Annotated in this window: 13 protein-coding genes and 1 tRNA gene; 9 read left to right on the top strand and 5 right to left on the bottom strand. The window is 47.5% G+C overall.

Annotated features, from left to right (window positions below; translation table 11 throughout):
• Nucleotides 1–15: 15 nt before the first annotated feature.
• Both KWJ01_RS16205 and KWJ01_RS16200 read right to left on the bottom strand, forming a co-directional pair.
• Nucleotides 16–591 (bottom strand): YceI family protein, encoded by a 576-nt coding sequence (locus tag KWJ01_RS16205; RefSeq protein WP_224997810.1) that lies wholly within the window; start codon nucleotides 589–591, stop codon nucleotides 16–18.
• Between the two features lie 295 nt (nucleotides 592–886).
• On the bottom strand, nucleotides 887–2,113 hold the full coding sequence (locus KWJ01_RS16200; protein ID WP_224997809.1) for a sorbosone dehydrogenase family protein: 1,227 nt from the start codon (nucleotides 2,111–2,113) through the stop codon (nucleotides 887–889).
• A 569-nt stretch (nucleotides 2,114–2,682) separates the two neighbouring features.
• On the opposite strand from KWJ01_RS16200, the gene glgP reads away from it, so the two are divergent.
• The 5 genes from glgP (at nucleotide 2,683) to KWJ01_RS16175 (ending at nucleotide 8,491) form a co-directional block, all read left to right on the top strand.
• Complete coding sequence (gene glgP, locus KWJ01_RS16195; protein ID WP_224997808.1) at nucleotides 2,683–4,383, top strand: alpha-glucan family phosphorylase; 1,701 nt, start codon at nucleotides 2,683–2,685, stop codon at nucleotides 4,381–4,383.
• Between the two features lie 135 nt (nucleotides 4,384–4,518).
• Entirely contained in the window at nucleotides 4,519–5,253 is a 735-nt protein-coding gene (locus tag KWJ01_RS16190; RefSeq protein WP_224997807.1) for an SDR family oxidoreductase, read from the top strand.
• Between the two features lie 404 nt (nucleotides 5,254–5,657).
• A complete protein-coding gene (locus tag KWJ01_RS16185; RefSeq protein ID WP_224997806.1) occupies nucleotides 5,658–6,452 on the top strand; it encodes an SDR family NAD(P)-dependent oxidoreductase in 795 nt (264 codons plus the stop codon).
• Between the two features lie 79 nt (nucleotides 6,453–6,531).
• Nucleotides 6,532–7,497 carry an alpha/beta fold hydrolase gene (locus KWJ01_RS16180; protein ID WP_224997911.1) on the top strand — a complete coding sequence of 322 codons (966 nt, stop codon included), beginning with the start codon at nucleotides 6,532–6,534 and terminating at the stop codon, nucleotides 7,495–7,497.
• A gap of 139 nt (nucleotides 7,498–7,636) precedes the next feature.
• Nucleotides 7,637–8,491, top strand: coding sequence for a pirin family protein (locus KWJ01_RS16175; RefSeq protein WP_224997805.1), 855 nt, complete (start codon nucleotides 7,637–7,639; stop codon nucleotides 8,489–8,491).
• A gap of 87 nt (nucleotides 8,492–8,578) precedes the next feature.
• Here KWJ01_RS16175 and KWJ01_RS16170 read toward each other — a convergent pair whose 3' ends face one another.
• A complete protein-coding gene (locus tag KWJ01_RS16170) occupies nucleotides 8,579–9,616 on the bottom strand; it encodes a flavin reductase family protein (RefSeq protein ID WP_224997804.1) in 1,038 nt (345 codons plus the stop codon).
• A gap of 292 nt (nucleotides 9,617–9,908) precedes the next feature.
• On the opposite strand from KWJ01_RS16170, the gene egtB reads away from it, so the two are divergent.
• The 3 genes from egtB to KWJ01_RS16155 all read left to right on the top strand — a co-directional run bounded on the left by egtB (nucleotide 9,909) and on the right by KWJ01_RS16155 (nucleotide 12,491).
• Nucleotides 9,909–11,201, top strand: a complete 1,293-nt coding sequence (egtB, locus tag KWJ01_RS16165; protein WP_224997802.1) for an ergothioneine biosynthesis protein EgtB — start codon at nucleotides 9,909–9,911, stop codon at nucleotides 11,199–11,201.
• 107 nt (nucleotides 11,202–11,308) lie between these two features.
• Nucleotides 11,309–12,349 (top strand): L-histidine N(alpha)-methyltransferase, encoded by a 1,041-nt coding sequence (egtD, locus tag KWJ01_RS16160; RefSeq protein WP_224997800.1) that lies wholly within the window; start codon nucleotides 11,309–11,311, stop codon nucleotides 12,347–12,349.
• A gap of 55 nt (nucleotides 12,350–12,404) precedes the next feature.
• Nucleotides 12,405–12,491: transfer RNA gene (locus KWJ01_RS16155), tRNA-Leu, on the top strand.
• A gap of 99 nt (nucleotides 12,492–12,590) precedes the next feature.
• On the opposite strand, the gene KWJ01_RS16150 is transcribed toward KWJ01_RS16155, so the two are convergent.
• A complete protein-coding gene (locus KWJ01_RS16150; protein ID WP_224997798.1) occupies nucleotides 12,591–13,256 on the bottom strand; it encodes a GNAT family N-acetyltransferase in 666 nt (221 codons plus the stop codon).
• Between the two features lie 390 nt (nucleotides 13,257–13,646).
• On the opposite strand from KWJ01_RS16150, the gene KWJ01_RS16145 reads away from it, so the two are divergent.
• Nucleotides 13,647–14,774, top strand: coding sequence for a Fic family protein (locus tag KWJ01_RS16145; protein WP_224997796.1), 1,128 nt, complete (start codon nucleotides 13,647–13,649; stop codon nucleotides 14,772–14,774).
• 394 nt (nucleotides 14,775–15,168) lie between these two features.
• Here the strand turns inward: KWJ01_RS16145 and KWJ01_RS16140 are convergent, their stop codons facing one another.
• Nucleotides 15,169–17,151, bottom strand: coding sequence for a sialate O-acetylesterase (locus KWJ01_RS16140; protein WP_224997794.1), 1,983 nt, complete (start codon nucleotides 17,149–17,151; stop codon nucleotides 15,169–15,171).
• Nucleotides 17,152–17,380 lie beyond the last annotated feature (229 nt).

The following is a 17,380-nucleotide window of genomic DNA, read 5'->3' as shown; positions in this document are numbered from 1 at the left end:
CACACACGTGAGCAGCTACTGATACCTTATAAACCTGCCATCGGCTTCAATACTTACCTCATCGCCTACCATGGATGCCATAAATCCGCGGCCTATGTTAAAGTCGGAGCGTTTAAGCATGCCCTTTACCTGAAAGCCGGAGATCAGTGCTTTCGTTTCCGGGTCTTTAACGGTTTCTTTATGAATCAGGTCAATGGTAACAGATTTGGTTACCCCATGCATGCTTAAATCGCCTGTAAGCTTGTAGGTGTCAGGCCCTGTTTTGGTAATGGAGGTGCTCCTGAAGGTTATTTTGGGCAGATTGGCAACATCAAAAAAATTATTGCTCCTTAAATCATTGTCTCGCCTTTTGTTACTGGTGTCGATTGAAGCTGCATCGATCGTTAAATCAAACACAGCATCGCTGAAATCCTCCTGACGGGCCTGAATGGTGGCCTCAAAGCTTTTAAACAGGCCACTTACCTGGTTAATGCCCATGCTGGTAACCGTAAAGCCAAGCCTGGATTGAGACTGATCTGATTTCCATAGCATTTGCGCAAACAGGCTGGTGCTGAACAGCGCAAAAGCAAGGGTAAGGGTAAAAGTTTTCATACCTCTAAGTGTTAGGTTGCCTTTGGATAAAATCCTTGAAAATGATATGACAGGAGAAGAAAAGCGTAACAGAAGCTATTTCTGAAATTTTTCAGAATTTACAAACTACTGTGCAGATGAATTTGAGTGCAAAGGCTGCATACTGGCTGTAACAGAAAAAAAATCCGGCCGGTAAAGGCCAGATTTCTTTGTAGGGTTGAGTGCTCGTCTAGAACTCTATCTTCTTAAAAAGCCCCTGCTGCAAGGAGCCTCTCTTCCATCGGAACAGAGGCTCGCTGCTTTGTGGCAGGCGGGTCTACTGCTGGTAGGCAATTCTGTAAATAACACCATTGGTATCATCAGAGAGCAGCAGCGAACCATCTGCATGGGTAGCAAGCCCTACCAGGCGCCCGAAATGAGCACGATTGCCATTTACCAGAAAATCCGATACAAAGTCCTCAAAGTGGCTGGGCTGTCCGTTTTCGAAATGTAGCCTTACAAGCTTGTAACCAACGGGATTGCTCCGGTTCCAGGAGCCACGCATGGCAATAAAGGCATCGCCCTGGTAATCTGCGGGAAACTGGTCTGCTGTGTAAAACTCCATTTCCATGGGGGCTGCATGTGCCGTATACAGCATTAGCGGGAGGGTTGTCATGGCAAGGTATTCCTGGTAGGTGGTATCACCCTGCGGGCGATCTACCGGGTTGTACTTGCCATTATCGTAAATATAGGGCCAGCCGTAATCTGCACCCTCTTCAATGCGGTTCAGTTCCTCCATCTGTTCGGTGTCGCCAAGCCAGTCGATGCCATGGTCCATGCCCCACATTTCTCCGGTTTCGGGATGCCAGCCAAAGCCTATGGTGTTTCTTAGTCCCTCTGCATAAATATGCAAATCGCTGCCATCTGGGTTTGCCCTTAGCACGGTGGCATGCTTTTCATTTGGTTCATGGCAGGTGTTACAGGTGCTGCCAACTGTTACATACATCATGCCGTCTGGTCCGAAAGCTATGGTTCTGTTGGGGTGCTGGCCGCCATCGGGTAGTTCATCGCTAAGCAGCTGTGGTTCACCCAGGGTGCCATCGCTGTTGATATCGGCGGCATAAATTTCACGGATCGTTACAATGTACAGCCTGTTTTGGTGAATAGTAAGGCCGTGTGCCTGGTCAATTTCCGCCACCGTTTCTATTCTTTCGGCTGCGCCATCGCCATTGGTATCTTCCAGCAGGAGCACAAGACCTTCCTGCCGGTCAGATACATATACATGCCCAGTGTTGTTTGCCACCAGTATGCGGGGATTCACCAGCCCTTCGGCAAACTTCTGGATGTTGAAGCCGGCAGGTAATTCCAACTGCTGTACATGCTCATCTGTGGCGGGTTGCAGCTCTGGTTTAAAAACGTACCCGTTTATCTGCGATTGGGTCGGATCCTCTTCTTCAGTCTCAGGTATCAGGGAGTCCCAGAAACTGTCATCATCATCGCTGCAGCTGACCACCAGGCCAACGAAAACAAATACAAAAAAAATTGGGTAAAGCCATCTCTTCATAATCTGCCATTTATATAGTTGATAAAAAAGTATGTATGCTGTAAGCTAGCAGGGGAGAGGAAAGGGGGTAGCAAAGTTTTAACACAGTGTTTCGTATTTGGTTTGTTAAAAGTCTTTCTTTTTAGATTTTTCCTGGTTTCCGAATATAACTTCTGCATTGTTGAAGTATTCTTCATTGCATTTATTAGATTCACCTGATATATGAAATGATGATAAACGTTCAGATGCTACCCTGAACAGCCGGTGCTGTGCCCGGGCAAAGCCTGCAGCAAGAGCCTTGGCTATAGCAGCACCACTAAAAATTTAGAAAGGAGGATAAGAAAAAAATAGTTGTTTAAATTGACGTTCAAACGTTTACATACATGAGTTGAGTTGCTTTTACCGGCTGCCCCCGCCACAGTGCCAAAACAAAATGGCCACTTACTCAATTGATGAAGGTTGAAAGATGTTTTTAAATCAGCCATTTAAATGCATCTGTTATTCTAAAATTTAATGTGCACGTAATCCCCTCCCTCTTGTATGGATTATAATCTAAAGTGCCTCCAGTTCCCTAATATAACTCTTCCCATATGACTAAGTACAACAAATGGTATCACCCCTACGATGTAGACCAGAAATATAACACCCGGGTTGCTTACTTCTCGATGGAGTTTGGCATAGACCAGGCCCTGAAGATTTATTCCGGTGGCTTGGGCTACCTGGCAGGATCTCACATGCGCAGTGCTTACGATCTGCGCCAGAATATGATTGGCGTGGGCATGCTGTGGAAATACGGATACTATGACCAGGTGCGGAACGACGACCAGACCATGCGCATTCAGTTCCAGAAGAAGTACTATACCTACCTGGAAGATACAGGCATTAAAGTGCCGGTGACCATTCATGGCAGTACTGTTTGGGTAAAAGCAATGGTGCTTAAGCCCGAAACCTTTGGTACAGTGCCCCTCTACCTGCTTACCACCGATATTCCCGAAAACGACTACCTGGCCCGTACTATTTCTTACAAGCTGTACGATGTAGAGCCCGAGGCCCGCATTGCACAAAGCATAGTGTTGGGTATTGGTGGCGCCAAAGTGGTAGATGCCCTGGGTGGCGCTGATATTTTCCACATGAACGAAGCACACGCCCTGCCGCTGGCCTTCTACAAATATGAAAAAAGGCGGGACTTAAATGCCGTCAGGAACAGAATTGTACTAACTACACATACGCCCGAAAAAGCGGGTAACGAAGAGCGTGATATACACCTGCTCAACAGAATGTCTTTCTTCAACGGCCTTACGCTGGAGGAAGCCAGGTCTATTACAGGCATGTATGGCGATATGTTCAATTACACCCTGGCAGCCTTGAGACTGGCCAAAGTGGCCAATGGTGTATCGCAGCTGCACGGAGAGGTATCGCGTGATATGTGGTACGGCAATGACAATATTGCTGAAATAAAAGCCATTACCAATGCCCAGAATGTGCCTTTCTGGAGAGACAAAGACCTGCAGCAGGCATTGGAAAATGATAACGACGATGCCCTGGTACGCAGAAAAGCCGAAATGAAAAAGACGCTTTTCGAGGTGGTGGCAGACCAGACAGGCAAGATCTTCAGGCCGGATGTGTTAACCATAGTCTGGGCCAGAAGATTTGCCGGCTACAAAAGGGCCGATCTGCTCCTGCGCGATATGCACCATTTCTTTTACCTGATTAACCGGCAGGAGCTGCCCGTGCAGTTTATTTGGGCGGGCAAGCCTTACCCCTTCGATCATGGCGCTATCGATATCTTCGATAAGCTGGTAAAGCTTTCGTACCAGAAAGATAATTTTGCCGTGCTTACAGGCTACGAGATTGACCTCTCCAAAAAGCTGAAGCAGGGTGCAGATGTGTGGCTTAACACCCCGCGCAGGCCTCGTGAAGCATCCGGTACCAGCGGCATGACAGCCGCCATGAACGGCGCCATCAACTTCACCATTCAGGATGGCTGGATCCCGGAGTTTGCACGCCACCGCGAAAACAGCTTCCTCATTCCCGTAACAGATACCAGCCTCTCTGAAGCCGAGCAGGACGATAATGACTATAATAACATGATGAGAATACTGCAGGACGAAGTAATACCCATGTATTATTACGACAGGAGCAGGTGGTTATCTATTGTAAAGCAGGGCATGCGTGATGTGGTTCCTTACTTTAGCGCCGACAGGATGGCCGATGAGTACTACCGGGAAATATACCACCACCCGCATGTTGAGCAGCAGAGAATGGCCCATGCAAACGAAGCTTACCGCTAGCAGGCAGGGTTGCAGCACATAAAGGCCGGAGATTCGCCGGCCTTTATGTGCTGATATTATGCTTTGCTGCTCAAAATTTCACGCCTGGAGTAGAAACCATTGATTAACTTTTTGATTAGCACAGCAATAAGAAGAATGGAATTAGCCAACAATACAGTTTTAATAACAGGTGGTGCAACAGGCATTGGCTTTGCACTGGCAGAGCGGTTTTTAAATGCCGGTAGCAGCGTAATCATATGCGGACGTCGTGAATCAATCCTGCAGGAGGCCCGGCAAAAACATCCGCAGCTCCACATCAGGGTGTGTGATGTGGGGGAAGCATCTGAACGGATAGCCCTCTTTGAATGGGCAGTTCGGGAGTTTCCGCAGTTAAATGTGCTGGTGAACAATGCAGGCATTCAGCGAAGAACCAGCCTCACAGTTGATAATGCCAGCTGGGAGGAACGCCGTGCAGAAATTGCAATAAACCTGGAGGCTCCTGTTCATCTTACCTCGCTCTTTGTTCCCCACCTGCTAAAACAGCAAAAGGCTGCTGTTGTAAATGTCTCTTCTGGCCTGGCTTTTACTCCGGCTATTTTTGCCACCGTTTACAGCGCTACTAAGGCAGCCATTCATTCCCTTAGCCTGTCGCTTCGGCATGAGCTGGAAAATACCTCCGTGAAGGTAGTGGAAATAGTGCCGCCGGCCGTACAAACAGACCTGGGCGGGGCAGGCATTCATACCTTTGGGGTGCCACTCGATGAATTTGCCGATTCGGTAATGCAGCGGCTTGAAGCCGGTGAGCTGGAGATAGGCTATGGGCGCTCCGAAGCTGCCAGAAAAGCCTCCAGGCAGGAAATCGATGAAATGGTAAAGCAAATGAACCGCTGAAGGTTGTTAGGCGAAAGCCACTGGAGCTTTATTTCACGTACAGGGGCTTAAGGCATCATCAGCAGAAGAGAAAACCAGCATAACGATTGCTATAGAATAAGCCAGAATGGAACGCCGGTGCAATCACCGGCTTTTCTATTGGCGTGCAGCACCTTAAAGCATTAAAAATTTAAATCTGCTAGTGCAGGGCAGCAACCTGTTGTAGCATAGCAGCCTTTACTTTGGTGATGGCTGTGGATATGCATAGGCTTTTCCTTTAAGTATTGCTGACTTCCTGGCCCTCAACCCAAACAAAATTACCTGTACACGGTCTGAAGAATAATCGTGGCATATCAGCCGCTATTCGAATAGCTTTCAAACGAAATTTACACTACCACAACAGCTGGTAAAATCACACAATAACAATGGATTTACAACTTAAAGGAAAAACAGCACTTGTTACAGGTTCTACAGCCGGAATTGGTTTTGCCACAGCCAGGCTGCTTGCTGCAGAAGGTGCATCGGTAATTATAACCGGCAGAACCCAGGAGCGCATAGATGAGGCCATTGCTGCCATCAAAAAAGAACAGCATGGAGCCCTGGTAAAAGGAATGCCTGTAGATTTTAGCAAAGCAGAGCAGGTGCAGCTACTTATTGATCAGTTTCCGGAAGTAGACATACTCGTTAATAATGTAGGTATTTTTGAACCGAAAGATTTTGCTGAGATCAGGGATGAAGAATGGTTCAGATTTTTTGAGGTAAATGTACTTAGCGGCGTAAGATTATCGCGGCAGTACTTCCCTAAAATGATAGAGAAAAACTGGGGTAGAATTATTTTTATCTCCAGTGAATCTGCCGTGAACATTCCCTCTGAAATGATCCACTACGGCATGACCAAAACAGCACAGCTTTCTGTAGCCAGGGGCCTGGCAGAGCTTACAAAAGGCAGCAATGTAAGGGTAAATTCCGTGCTGCCCGGCCCTACTAAAAGCGAGGGTGTAGTTGAGTTTATCAATGATCTGGCCAGGCAGCAGAATATTTCCAGGGAAGAAGTGGAGACTGATTTCTTTAAGTCTGCACGGCCAACTTCCCTCATACAGCGTTTTGCCACAACAGAAGAAATTGCCAACATGATCGTTTTTATGGCAAGCCCTCTTTCTGCAGCCACCAATGGTGCAGCAATCAGGGCAGATGGGGGTATTGTTCACTCCATTATTTAACCAAAACAAGATTAAGGTGAATTTAGACACAAAGAAAAAAGGAAGCTTACTACTGCTGACACTACTAAGTTTGCTGCTGATGGCAGCACCAGCCCTGGCGCAGGAGCAGCCGCTAAAGCCACTGGATATAAACCTGGAGAATTACCAGTACCCTTTTCCGGTACAATACCTGCAGTTTACCGAGCAGGGCCAGCAGCTGCGTATGGCTTATATGGATGTAAAGCCTGCCGCAAACGCCAATGGCAAAACGGTAATGCTGCTGCATGGCAAAAATTTTAACGGTGCCTATTGGGAGCAAACAGCAAAGGCATTGGCCGGGCAGGGCTACAGGGTTATTATACCAGACCAGGTAGGCTTTGGTAAATCTACAAAACCGGAGCACCTGCAATATACCTTTCAGCTGCTCGCAAAAAACACAAAGTCTATACTGGATACGCTGCAGATCCGAAAGGTGGCCGTACTGGGCCATTCCATGGGAGGCATGCTGGCTACCCGTTTTGCCCTCATGTATCCCGAAACCACAGAAAAACTAGTCTTGCTGAATCCCATAGGGCTAGAAGACTGGAAACGCAAGGTGCCCTACCAGACGGTAGATCAGTGGTACCAGAACGAGCTGAAGCAGAACTATGAGAAAATTAAAAGCTACCAGACCCAGAACTACTATGGCGGAGAATGGAAGCCCCAGTATGACCGCTGGGCACGTTTACTGGCAGGCTGGACACTTAACGAGCGCTACCCCATAATTGCCTGGAATTCTGCTCTTACCTATGATATGATCTTTACACAGCCGGTGGTATATGAGTTTGATGCCCTGGAGGTACCCACCCTGCTCATCATCGGGCAGCGCGATGAAACAGCACTGGGCAAAAACCTGGTATCGGAAGAGGTACGGAAAACAATGGGTAATTACCCCCGGCTGGGAAAAGAAACAGCAGCAAAGATCAAGAATTCCAGGCTGGTAGAGCTTGACAACGTAGGGCACCTGCCGCACATAGAGGCATTTGACCGCTTTATTACACCCCTGTTGCAGTTTTTAAAATTATAGCGGCAGCAGCATGCATGACAGTCTGGCAGAGAAAAAGAGGCGGCTTTGGTAGTTACAGGGCTGCGAAAAATATGGAATGATGTTTGAACATTGTTTCAGTGGATGTATTATTGAATTATCTATAAAAAAATCAAGCCATATGAGAACCATCAAAAAGCAGCATAAAGCCGTAGCAGCCCCAATAGACGACCTCACTACCTACCGTGCTCTCCCTACTAATTCCATTGAGCAGATCGATCCCTTCCTGTTCTTAAACCATCATGGTCCGCAGGTCTATAAGACCAATAACCGCGGTCTGCCCTTTGGGCCGCACCCGCACCGTGGCTTCGAAACAGTAACCTTTATTCTTTCGGGCGATATTATGCACAAAGACTCGGGCGGATTTGAAAGTACCATTGAGGCGGGTGGCGTGCAGTGGATGACGGCCGGCAGTGGCCTGATTCATGCGGAAGTATCTTCTGATAACTTCAAGAAAAAAGGTGGAGACCTGGAGATTCTTCAGCTTTGGGTAAACCTGCCGGCAAAGCATAAAATGGTGAACCCACATTATGTAGGTCTGCAGCAGAAAGATATTCCGGCAGTAGTGCAGGATGATGGAAAGGTTACCATCCATGCAGTATCTGGTGAGTGGCAGGAGACCCAAGGTGCTTTTCAGCCACTGGCAGACCTGCACCTGGCCACCGTAGATTTCAAGGCAGGAGGTAGTCTGCGGCTGGATATTGCAAAGGAACGGAATGTATTCTTCTATGTGATCAGGGGTAAGCTGACTGTAAATGGCCAGAATACCGAGGCGCTGCGCCTGGTGGAGTTCAACAATGATGGCAGCGAAATCAGCATAGAGGCTTCTGCAGATGCCATAGTACTTTTGGGCCATGCCGTACCTTTCAACGAACCTGTGGTGGCCCAGGGGCCTTTCGTGATGAACACCGAGCAGGAAATTATGGAAGCCTATAGGGATTTCAGGGCAGGCAAATTCGGCACCTGGACTCATTAAAAGTTCTGGCTGCGTCTGCCAGCAATAGAAGCGGCTGCTGAATCAATCAGTGCAGCAGCCGCTCATTTTTTTGTTAGCAGCCCCGCCTCATGCCTCCAGTACCACATCGCCACCTATGGGGTAACCCACGCAGGTTAGGATAAGGCCCTGCTCCAGATCACGCTCTGTTAGTACTTCATTGTTCAGCATCCATACCTGCCCTTTCCGGCATTTGGCAACACAGTTACCGCAGCGGCCCAGTTCACAGCTGTAGGGAAGGCTGATGCCTTTTTTCCTGGCGGCATCCAGAATGGTGTCGGGGTACTGCACTTCCAGCTGGTGGCTTTGTCCGCCAAGCCTGAAGGTTACCCTGTGCAGATCAGTATCCGGGGGTTCAATCTTATGTACTATTTGTGGAATGTGAAATATCTCGCGTCTGATGTTTTCTGCAGGCACATTGGCCTGCCGCAATCCATACACGCACATGCGCATGTAGTTTACTGGCCCGCAGATGTAGGAAAGCAGCTGATGGCCCGGGACTGTGGCATACTCCTTCAGAAGAGCTTTCAGCAAATCTTTATACAAGCGGGCCCTGGAAAGATTCTTAGAAATGCTGAATAAGAATTCGATTTGCAGGCTGCCCCTGAAAGCCTTTTCCAGCTGTTGCAGCTCCTGCAGGTAAATAGTGCTTTGCGGTGCATTGTTACTGTAGATGAGCACCACCGAAATTTGCGGGTAGGTGTGGAGCACAGTTTTCATGAGTGAATAGATGGGGGCTATTCCACTACCTGCAGCAAAAAAGAAGATTTGCCTGATGTCAGAGAGATCGGCAGGCAGTGTGAAAAATCCGCCGGCACCAATGGTCTGCAGTTTGTCGCCGGGCCTGGCATGGTCCAGCATATGGCGGGAGAATATGCCATTGGGCACCCGCTTTACCACAATTGATAAAGGTTCTGCCAGGGCAGGCGAGGAGGTAATGGAATAGGATCTTCTGACTTCCTGCTCACCGCCAGGTATCACAAATGTCAGGTACTGGCCTGCCTGGTACTGAATTTGGCCTGTATCCGGCTCCTCGAAAATGAATGATTTAACCCCGGGCACCTCTTCTTTTATTTTGCCTAGTGTTAAGGTTTTATATAGAGACATTTTTCCTTTGAATAATCTGCTTTTAGATCAGCAACCGTATATAGTAATAATAAGGGGGGCTGCTTCCTTCACTTTAATTAAGTTTAGAGGATGAGTAGTTGTTTCACCTGTACCCGCATAGCCCGATAAAAACACTGCTTGACAGGAGCATTTTAGGAAATATTACGTATCAAAGTATAAGAGAAGTTATAAAACCTTCAACAGAAAGGCTGTAAAGATGTTCTATTGAGCATAACTGCCTCAGTAGGGGGCGCACCCTCCATTATTACAGCCACACAAAAAATATATATATATGCAGACACAGACCCAACAAGCTATACATACGGAAGCCAAATCCCTCCTGGAGCGTTTTATGCACATACGTTCCAGGAGCGAAGAGATTTGCGCTCCCCTTCAGCCGGAAGATTACGTAGTGCAGCCGGTGGTAGATGTAAGTCCGCCAAAGTGGCACCTGGGGCATACCACCTGGTTTTTTGAAGAATTTGTACTGGATGGTAATTTGCCGGGCTACAAACGCTACAATGAGCAGTTTGCCTATGTTTTCAACAGCTATTATGAAACTGTAGGCAAACGCATTTTGCGCACCAACAGGGGCAATTTAACCCGCCCGTCTGTAGAAGAGGTTTACCGCTACCGCAGTTGGGTATATGAGCATATGGAGCGTTACCTGCAGGAAGAAGAAATAGGGGAGGAAATGCAGCAGATCGTAGAACTGGGGCTTCAGCATGAGCAGCAGCACCAGGAGCTGCTGATCTATGACATCAAGTACATACTGGGCAACAACCCGCTGTTACCAGCCTATGCACCACGGCCTGAAACAGCTGCCGCCACCCCGGCAGCAGCTCCTGAACCCCTGCGCATGCTGCCAATAGAAGAAGGGGTGTATGAAATTGGCTGGCAGCATCCCAATCGCTTTTGTTTTGATAATGAATTGGGCAGGCATAAGGTGTACCTGCAGGCCTATAGCATTGCCAACCGGCTGGTGACCAACCGTGAGTACCTCGAATTTATGGAGGCGGGTGGTTATGGCTATTTCCGTCACTGGCTCTCGGAGGCCTGGGAGTGGGTGAAGCAGGAGAAAATAGCAGCACCCTACCACTGGCATAAAGTAGAGGGTGCATGGCACCGCTATACCATGCACGGACTGGAGCCATTAAATCTGGATGAACCGGTTACCCACATTAGTTTTTATGAGGCCGATGCTTTTGCCAAATGGAAGGGACTACGCCTGCCAACAGAGCAGGAGTGGGAGGTAGCCTGCCTGCGCCTAAGCCCTGAGCCACCGGCAACTGCCAACTTCCAGGAAAGCAGGCTGTACGAACCTGCAGTTCGGGCAACAGCTAACCTGCAGTTCTGGGGCGATGCCTGGGAGTGGACCGCCAGCGCCTACAGGCCTTACCCTTATTTTAGTGAGGCCGAAGGAGCTGTGGGTGAGTACAACGGTAAATTCATGATCAACCAGATGGTGCTGCGCGGAGGTTCCTGTGCTACACCGCGTGATCACATCCGTGCCACCTACCGTAATTTCTTTAATCCTCATCTGCGCTGGATGTACAGTGGCATCAGGCTGGCGCAGCATATTTAGCAGGGGCTTTTTTTAATAAGTCTTGTAGCTGCAGAGCAAGGGTAATAATTCCCGGCCTATGCAGCTGCCACTCAGGTATACCCCAATATTCCAGTATAAAACAACAAATGATATCCAAACCTACCGATAAGAATTCCGGACAGCCTGCGGTAAGAAGGGTTGCGGAGGGGAGGGAGCGCCAGGCTCCAGCCCCAGAAGTGAAAAACAGTGCATTTGCCCGGGATGTGCTGGCGGGGCTGTCTGCTCCGCAAAAGCGACTGCCCTCCAAGTATTTTTACGACAAGCGCGGCGATGCTATATTCCAGTCAATCATGAACATGCCCGAGTACTACCTAACTCGCTCCGAATATGAAATACTGGATATGCACAAAGAAAGCCTGCAGCAGCTGTTCCAGAATGGCAGCGGGCGTTTCAATCTCATAGAATTTGGTGCCGGCGATGGCTTCAAAACCAAAATCCTGTTAAAGCATTTTACCCGGGCCGGCGTAGACTTTAAATACCTGCCCATAGATATTTCAGAAAATGTACTCCAGATCCTTACCAATGATCTGAAACAGAGTATACCCGGCCTGCAGGTGGAGGGTATCTGCAACGACTATTTTACAGCCTTAAGCCAGCTGCGGCAAACAGCAGATCGTCGCAATGTAGTACTCTTTCTTGGCTCAAACATTGGCAATTTTTCCGAGAAAGAAGCAATGGATTTCCTGGGGCAGCTGGCAGAAGGACTCAACCCGCACGACCTGATCCTGGTTGGCTTTGACCTGAAAAAGGATCCCGAGCAGATCCTGGCTGCCTATAATGATGCTGCCGGTATCACCCGCGCCTTTAACCTGAACCTGCTGCGCCGGATCAACGAAGAACTGGGCGCTAACTTCAATCTCCAGCAATGGAAGCATTATCCCCTCTACGAGCCGGATTCCGGCGAGGCACGCAGCTATCTGATGAGCTGTGTACAGCAGGAGGTACACATCAGCAGTCTGGAGAAAACCTTCAGCTTCAGGGCCTGGGAGCCAGTACATGTAGAAATCAGCCGTAAGTACGATCTGGATACCATCAGGCGGTATGCCAGCAAAAGCGGTTTTGAGGTAAAGGAAAACTTCTTCGACTGCCGCCATTATTTCACCGACTCACTATGGGAAAAAATATAGCGCAAGGGGGTATTGGCAATAATTGAAAAATCTCCTATTTTTGTACTCCAATCCTGCGCATGTGGTGAAACTGGTAGACACGCCATCTTGAGGGGGTGGTGCTCGCAAGGGCATGGAAGTTCGAGTCTTCTCATGCGCACCAAAGCGGCAACTGTTAAAGTTGTCGCTTTTTTTGTGTCTGTTCTTAACAAAATATCAGGGCATGCTTGGAACAGTTGCCAGCTACTTTCATCTACTTTTATTACATCTGTAATTTCATCATGATGTCTGTCTGCTCGTCTTCCCCTAATTTAAAAATATGCTTGTCGAATTCCACAAAACCGTTTTTCTTATAAAATTGAATTGCTCTTGGATTTTCCTCCCAAACGCCCAACCAAACGAAGTCTACACCTTTTTGCTCAGCAATCTCCAGTGCCTTTTCGTAAAGTAGTTGCCCAACCTTTTTTCCATGATATTCTTTTAAAACATATATCCGTTCGATTTCAAGAGCATTCTCGTCTTGCATTTCAGTCTGCGATTGCCCGAGGTTGACTTTTAAGTATCCTACTACTCGATCACCAAGTAGTGCAAAATAAAATTCGGAGTTTTTGTCAGACAGTTCAGTTTTCAATTTTTCTGTAGAAAATGAATTGTCTAAGTACTCTTTCATATTTTCTTCACTGTTGCCAGAAGAAAAAGTTTCAGCGAAGGTTTGCCTGCCAATATTTTGTAATTGGTCTATGTCAATTTGTGTTACTCTAACTACTTCAACAGTATCCATACTTATTTTCAATGTTTTGGTTGCAGCTAAATTAGCGAAAAGCGAATTAAGCTCGGTGAGAGCACCAGGAAGTTTGAAATGCTGGTGGAGAGCCTCCCCCTTATGATGAAGTTTGGGCTGAGTGGGTTTTGGTTCATTACTTTTCATCTCAGAATAAACAGCTGAAATCTGAGTAGAACAGCAACACCCGCTTTAAGTCCACCACTAAAAAGTTCGATGTGAGTCTGCTTTGGGGCACGTTTAAAAGGCCTTTTTCTTCGGAAAGAGGCCTTTTTTGTTTACAGGCACAGGGAGGGAAAAGCATTTATATTGAGCGATCTCTACCAGTACGAGTTTCTGCACTGGCTGCTGCTCCTTACGGCATATATAGTATCAATTTAAAAATAAAGGCCATTACTTTGATAGCGCTATGTCTTATTTAAGTTTTGCCCCGAAATCTTAAATAGTGCTCTATCTTATTTAAATTTTTCCTTAAAATTTTAAATAGCGTGTCGGCCTGTTTAAATTACGCGCCAGATCTTTAAATAAGGTCCCACTATGAAAGAGTTCAAAGCAGGTCAATACATAAAGCAGGGTTCCTATAAAAGCTTTCAGCCAAACCCCATCAACCGCCCTTGGATCATGGATGACATGGAGGTGTTGCAATTACTTGGTATAGCAGACCGGGAGCTGGGGCGACTGGATATGTATTCTGAGTATATCCCGAACATAGAGCTATTTATTAGCATGCACGTCCTGAAGGAGGCTACCCAGAGCAGCAAAATTGAAGGTACGCAAACGAATATGGAGGAGGCTTTGCTGGATAAGGAGGATGTGCCCCTGGATAAACGTGATGATTGGGAAGAGGTACAGAATTACATTCAGGCTATGAATCATGCGATGGGTGCTTTGGATAGGCTTCCTTTTTCCTCCCGGCTTATTCGCGAAACGCACAAAACTCTGATGCAAGGCGTTCGAGGAGAGCAGAAGCAGCCAGGAGAATTCCGGACCAGTCAGAACTGGATTGGTGGAGCAAGCATTAACGATGCAGTGTTTGTGCCTCCGGTGCATACCTCAATACCGGAACTGATGGGGGACATCGAAAAGTTTGCGCATAACGAAGAACTGTATTTTCCTGAGTTACTCAAGATAGCCCTCATTCACTACCAGTTCGAAACTATTCACCCTTTCCTGGATGGCAATGGACGTGTAGGCCGCCTGATGATTACCCTGTATCTGGTAAGTAGAGGAATTTTGAAAAAGCCTATCCTGTACCTCTCTGATTTTCTGGAAAGAAACCGTAAGTACTACTACGATAATTTGATGCGCGTTCGAGAGGCAAATGATTTGAGCAGGTGGTTTAAGTTTTTTCTGCAGGGGGTTATCGAAACTGCCCAAAAAGGGATTAGCACCTTCGATGGAATTTTAAGACTACAAAAGGAGACTGATTTTAAGATCCAGAGCCTGGGCAGTAGGGCAGTGAATGCCCAAAAGGTTTTAGAGTACTTGTATCAGCGGCCAGTGTTGAATGCGGAAAATGTAAGGAAGGTAACGGGCCTTTCCATGCCCTCTGCCTATAACCTCATAAAAGAATTGGAGGCTCAGGCAATTCTAAGAGAAATTACAGGTGGACAGCGAAGTAGGGTGTATGAGTTTAGTGATTATCTAAACCTGTTCCGTTCCTAAAAAGAGAGCTAAGGTTTAAATCAAACTTGTTCTTGAAATGGTACGTGCATAAAAATTTGTCCCAGTTAAAAGCCAGATGACTAGGCCCTATATAGGCCCTAGATATGTTTAAATGCCTGTTAATCAGGATATATGTATAATCTTGAGAGGGTGGTGCTCGCAAGGGCATGGAAGTTCGAGTCTTCTCATGCGCACGTTTAAAAGGCCTTTTTCTTCGGAAAGAGACCTTTATCTTTAACATTAATAGCGCATTTGGCCATAATAGCCATTGATGTCCTATAACTTGGGCCCTATAGAGGCCCCAAAATCAATGTCAGCAACGGTTCAGCGCTACTACTAAAGAGATGATTGCCGGAAAGCATGCCGCCTCCCGGAGCCATTGATGCGTTTCTCTCTATTCATCATTTGTGATGCTCCAATTGTCGGTACGGAAAGGAACAGCTGGCAAGCCCTCATTATTGATCAGGTTTGCATCCGGATTGTCGGCCCAGGCATAGCGTACTGCAACTGGTTTCTTTACCTTCTCTGAGCTGACGATCACCCCATTTCCATCTATAGCAGCATTGGCCCAGTAAAACTTCCCGTCGCTACCGGCAATAGCAAATCCTTTTAGCTGGCCGTTGCCTCTTGTGGCCAGTCCTGAACCTGTTTCGGTAAAATTAATTTTTACCTGATCGCCAGCTATTTCAGCAGACTGGTACAGGGGGCCATAGGCCTGCACAGGCTTGTTGTACACCATATTTTTAGCCAGCAGGGCAAGCCGCCGGCCTACCTCCTGCTTGTTTTTTGGGTGAATGTCGTCTGCCTCGCCAACATCGATAATGCTAGCCATGGCGGTGTTGGGTTGTGCCAGCGCCATGGCCTGGGCTTCACGAAGGGCCGCCCAGTTGCTTTCAGCGGGTTCAGCCTTTTGCTCCATGTAGTTGGCCAGCTGTACATACAAAAATGGCAGGTATCCCTGTTTCCACCTGATGCGCCAGTCGCTGATCAACATAGGGAATAAAGTGCGGTAGTCCTGGGGGGCAGATACATTGTCTTCTCCCTGGTACCAGATAAAGCCCCTGATGCCATAGGGTATCACCGGGTTTATCATGGCGTTATACAGATAGGTAGGATACTTATGGTAGTTTTTTATGGTTGGTATTGCCGGTTCCAGGTCTTTCATATATTTCCAGGGGCCTGCCAGACTTATCCTGGAGTTGCCATCGGTAACAAACATCTCTTCGGCAGGCGGGTTAAAACCACCGCCCTCCCACAGAAAGGCCATACGAACGGCAATAACATTTTTCCCCTCTTTTACTAATTTGGCCGGAATGCTGTAGTGGTGCGTTGGACTGGCATTCCAGATGGTTTTGGCGATCTCTTTGCCATTAAAGTATAAAGAGTAGTTCATTTCCGGATGCCCCAGGTGAATGCTTAAGCCTTTTCCGCTCATACTGGACGGAATGCTGATTGTTTTTCGCAACCAGACCATTCCTTCGTAAGGGGGCATGTCCATGTCTTTGAGGGTAACAGGCATGTTGAGCTGGGGCCATTTAGAATCGTTAAAGCTTTTGCCTGGAATGGTTTTGTGGGTATTGTGCTGTGGGTTGTAAACGATCTTCCAGAAGCGTTCCAGATCAAGGCTGTCTTTTATAAAATGATCCTCCGTAACAGAATCGTTTTGAAGCACCCTGTTGTGTGTGATGGGAGATGAGAGCAACTGCTCACGGCTGGTCCAGGCTTCGACCGGTGTGCCGCCCCAGGTAGCCTGCAGAATGCCTATGGGAACATCCAATTCAGCCTGCAGATCCCTGGCAAAAAAATAGGCCACCGCAGATGCTGTTTTTACACTTACAGAGTCAAGTGCTATCCAGGAGCCACCCTTCACATCGTTCTGCGGACCAGTTTCCATGGCATGAGGCACATTAAAATAACGGATGGCGGGGTAATCTGCATTTTTTATCTCCCTGGCTGCATTCATGGACTGCTGTACCTGCCACTCCATGTTCGACTGACCGGATGCCAGCCATACATCACCCATCAGTACATCATTGAACACAACCACCGGCTGTGATTGTGCTCCCTCATACACCTTCATGCTATGCGGGCCTCCTGCCGGCATGCCTGGCATATGCAACAGCCACTTTCCATCTTCTGCGGTAATGGTTTTAATACGGTGCGCTCCCAGTTCAACGGTAATCTGCGCCCCCGGATCAGCAGTGCCCCATACAGGTATATCCAGGTCTCTTTGCAGTACCATGTTGTTGCTGAATACTTTTGGTAACTGTACCTGCGCATACAGCAGCGCATGGGCAGCAATGAGCAGGAGGGTAAAAACAATTTTAATTGCGAGTAACTGGTATTTCCAGCTGGTATTTGCTTTTAGCTTGTTCATTTATCAAACAGGGAAAAGAGAGCAATAAACATAAAAGAATATGCATAAACTGAGAAATGCTGCTCCCTATTTAATAGTGATATCCTCTTTTACTGCTTTCATCCCCTGTATTGGTAGTCATCTTTATACAAAACATCAATATGAGTACACCATCTTCTGTTGCTAAAGAAGAGCAGCAACACACATTATATCCTATCGGTAAACTCTCCTGCTCACAGGCTTAAGAGGA

Source organism: Cesiribacter sp. SM1, from assembly GCF_020178975.1.
Taxonomy (GTDB): Bacteria; Bacteroidota; Bacteroidia; order Cytophagales; family Cyclobacteriaceae; genus Cesiribacter.
Note: the sequence above shows the minus strand (reverse complement) of the source record. Positions and strands in the feature narration are given on the sequence as shown.

Excerpts from the sequence above, each read along its gene's own strand:
- KWJ01_RS16190 (WP_224997807.1), top strand. The coding sequence starts at position 4,519 with ATGGAATTAGCCAACAATACAGTTTTAATAACAGGTGGTGCAACAGGC.
- KWJ01_RS16180 (WP_224997911.1), top strand. The coding sequence starts at position 6,532 with ATGGCAGCACCAGCCCTGGCGCAGGAGCAGCCGCTAAAGCCACTGGAT.
- glgP (WP_224997808.1), top strand. The coding sequence starts at position 2,683 with ATGACTAAGTACAACAAATGGTATCACCCCTACGATGTAGACCAGAAA.
- KWJ01_RS16175 (WP_224997805.1), top strand. The coding sequence starts at position 7,637 with ATGAGAACCATCAAAAAGCAGCATAAAGCCGTAGCAGCCCCAATAGAC.
- KWJ01_RS16205 (WP_224997810.1), bottom strand. The coding sequence starts at position 591 with ATGAAAACTTTTACCCTTACCCTTGCTTTTGCGCTGTTCAGCACCAGC.
- egtD (WP_224997800.1), top strand. The coding sequence starts at position 11,309 with ATGATATCCAAACCTACCGATAAGAATTCCGGACAGCCTGCGGTAAGA.
- KWJ01_RS16185 (WP_224997806.1), top strand. The coding sequence starts at position 5,658 with ATGGATTTACAACTTAAAGGAAAAACAGCACTTGTTACAGGTTCTACA.
- KWJ01_RS16145 (WP_224997796.1), top strand. The coding sequence starts at position 13,647 with ATGAAAGAGTTCAAAGCAGGTCAATACATAAAGCAGGGTTCCTATAAA.
- KWJ01_RS16200 (WP_224997809.1), bottom strand. The coding sequence starts at position 2,113 with ATGAAGAGATGGCTTTACCCAATTTTTTTTGTATTTGTTTTCGTTGGC.
- KWJ01_RS16150 (WP_224997798.1), bottom strand. The coding sequence starts at position 13,256 with ATGAAAAGTAATGAACCAAAACCCACTCAGCCCAAACTTCATCATAAG.
- egtB (WP_224997802.1), top strand. The coding sequence starts at position 9,909 with ATGCAGACACAGACCCAACAAGCTATACATACGGAAGCCAAATCCCTC.
- KWJ01_RS16140 (WP_224997794.1), bottom strand. The coding sequence starts at position 17,151 with ATGAACAAGCTAAAAGCAAATACCAGCTGGAAATACCAGTTACTCGCA.
- KWJ01_RS16170 (WP_224997804.1), bottom strand. The coding sequence starts at position 9,616 with ATGTCTCTATATAAAACCTTAACACTAGGCAAAATAAAAGAAGAGGTG.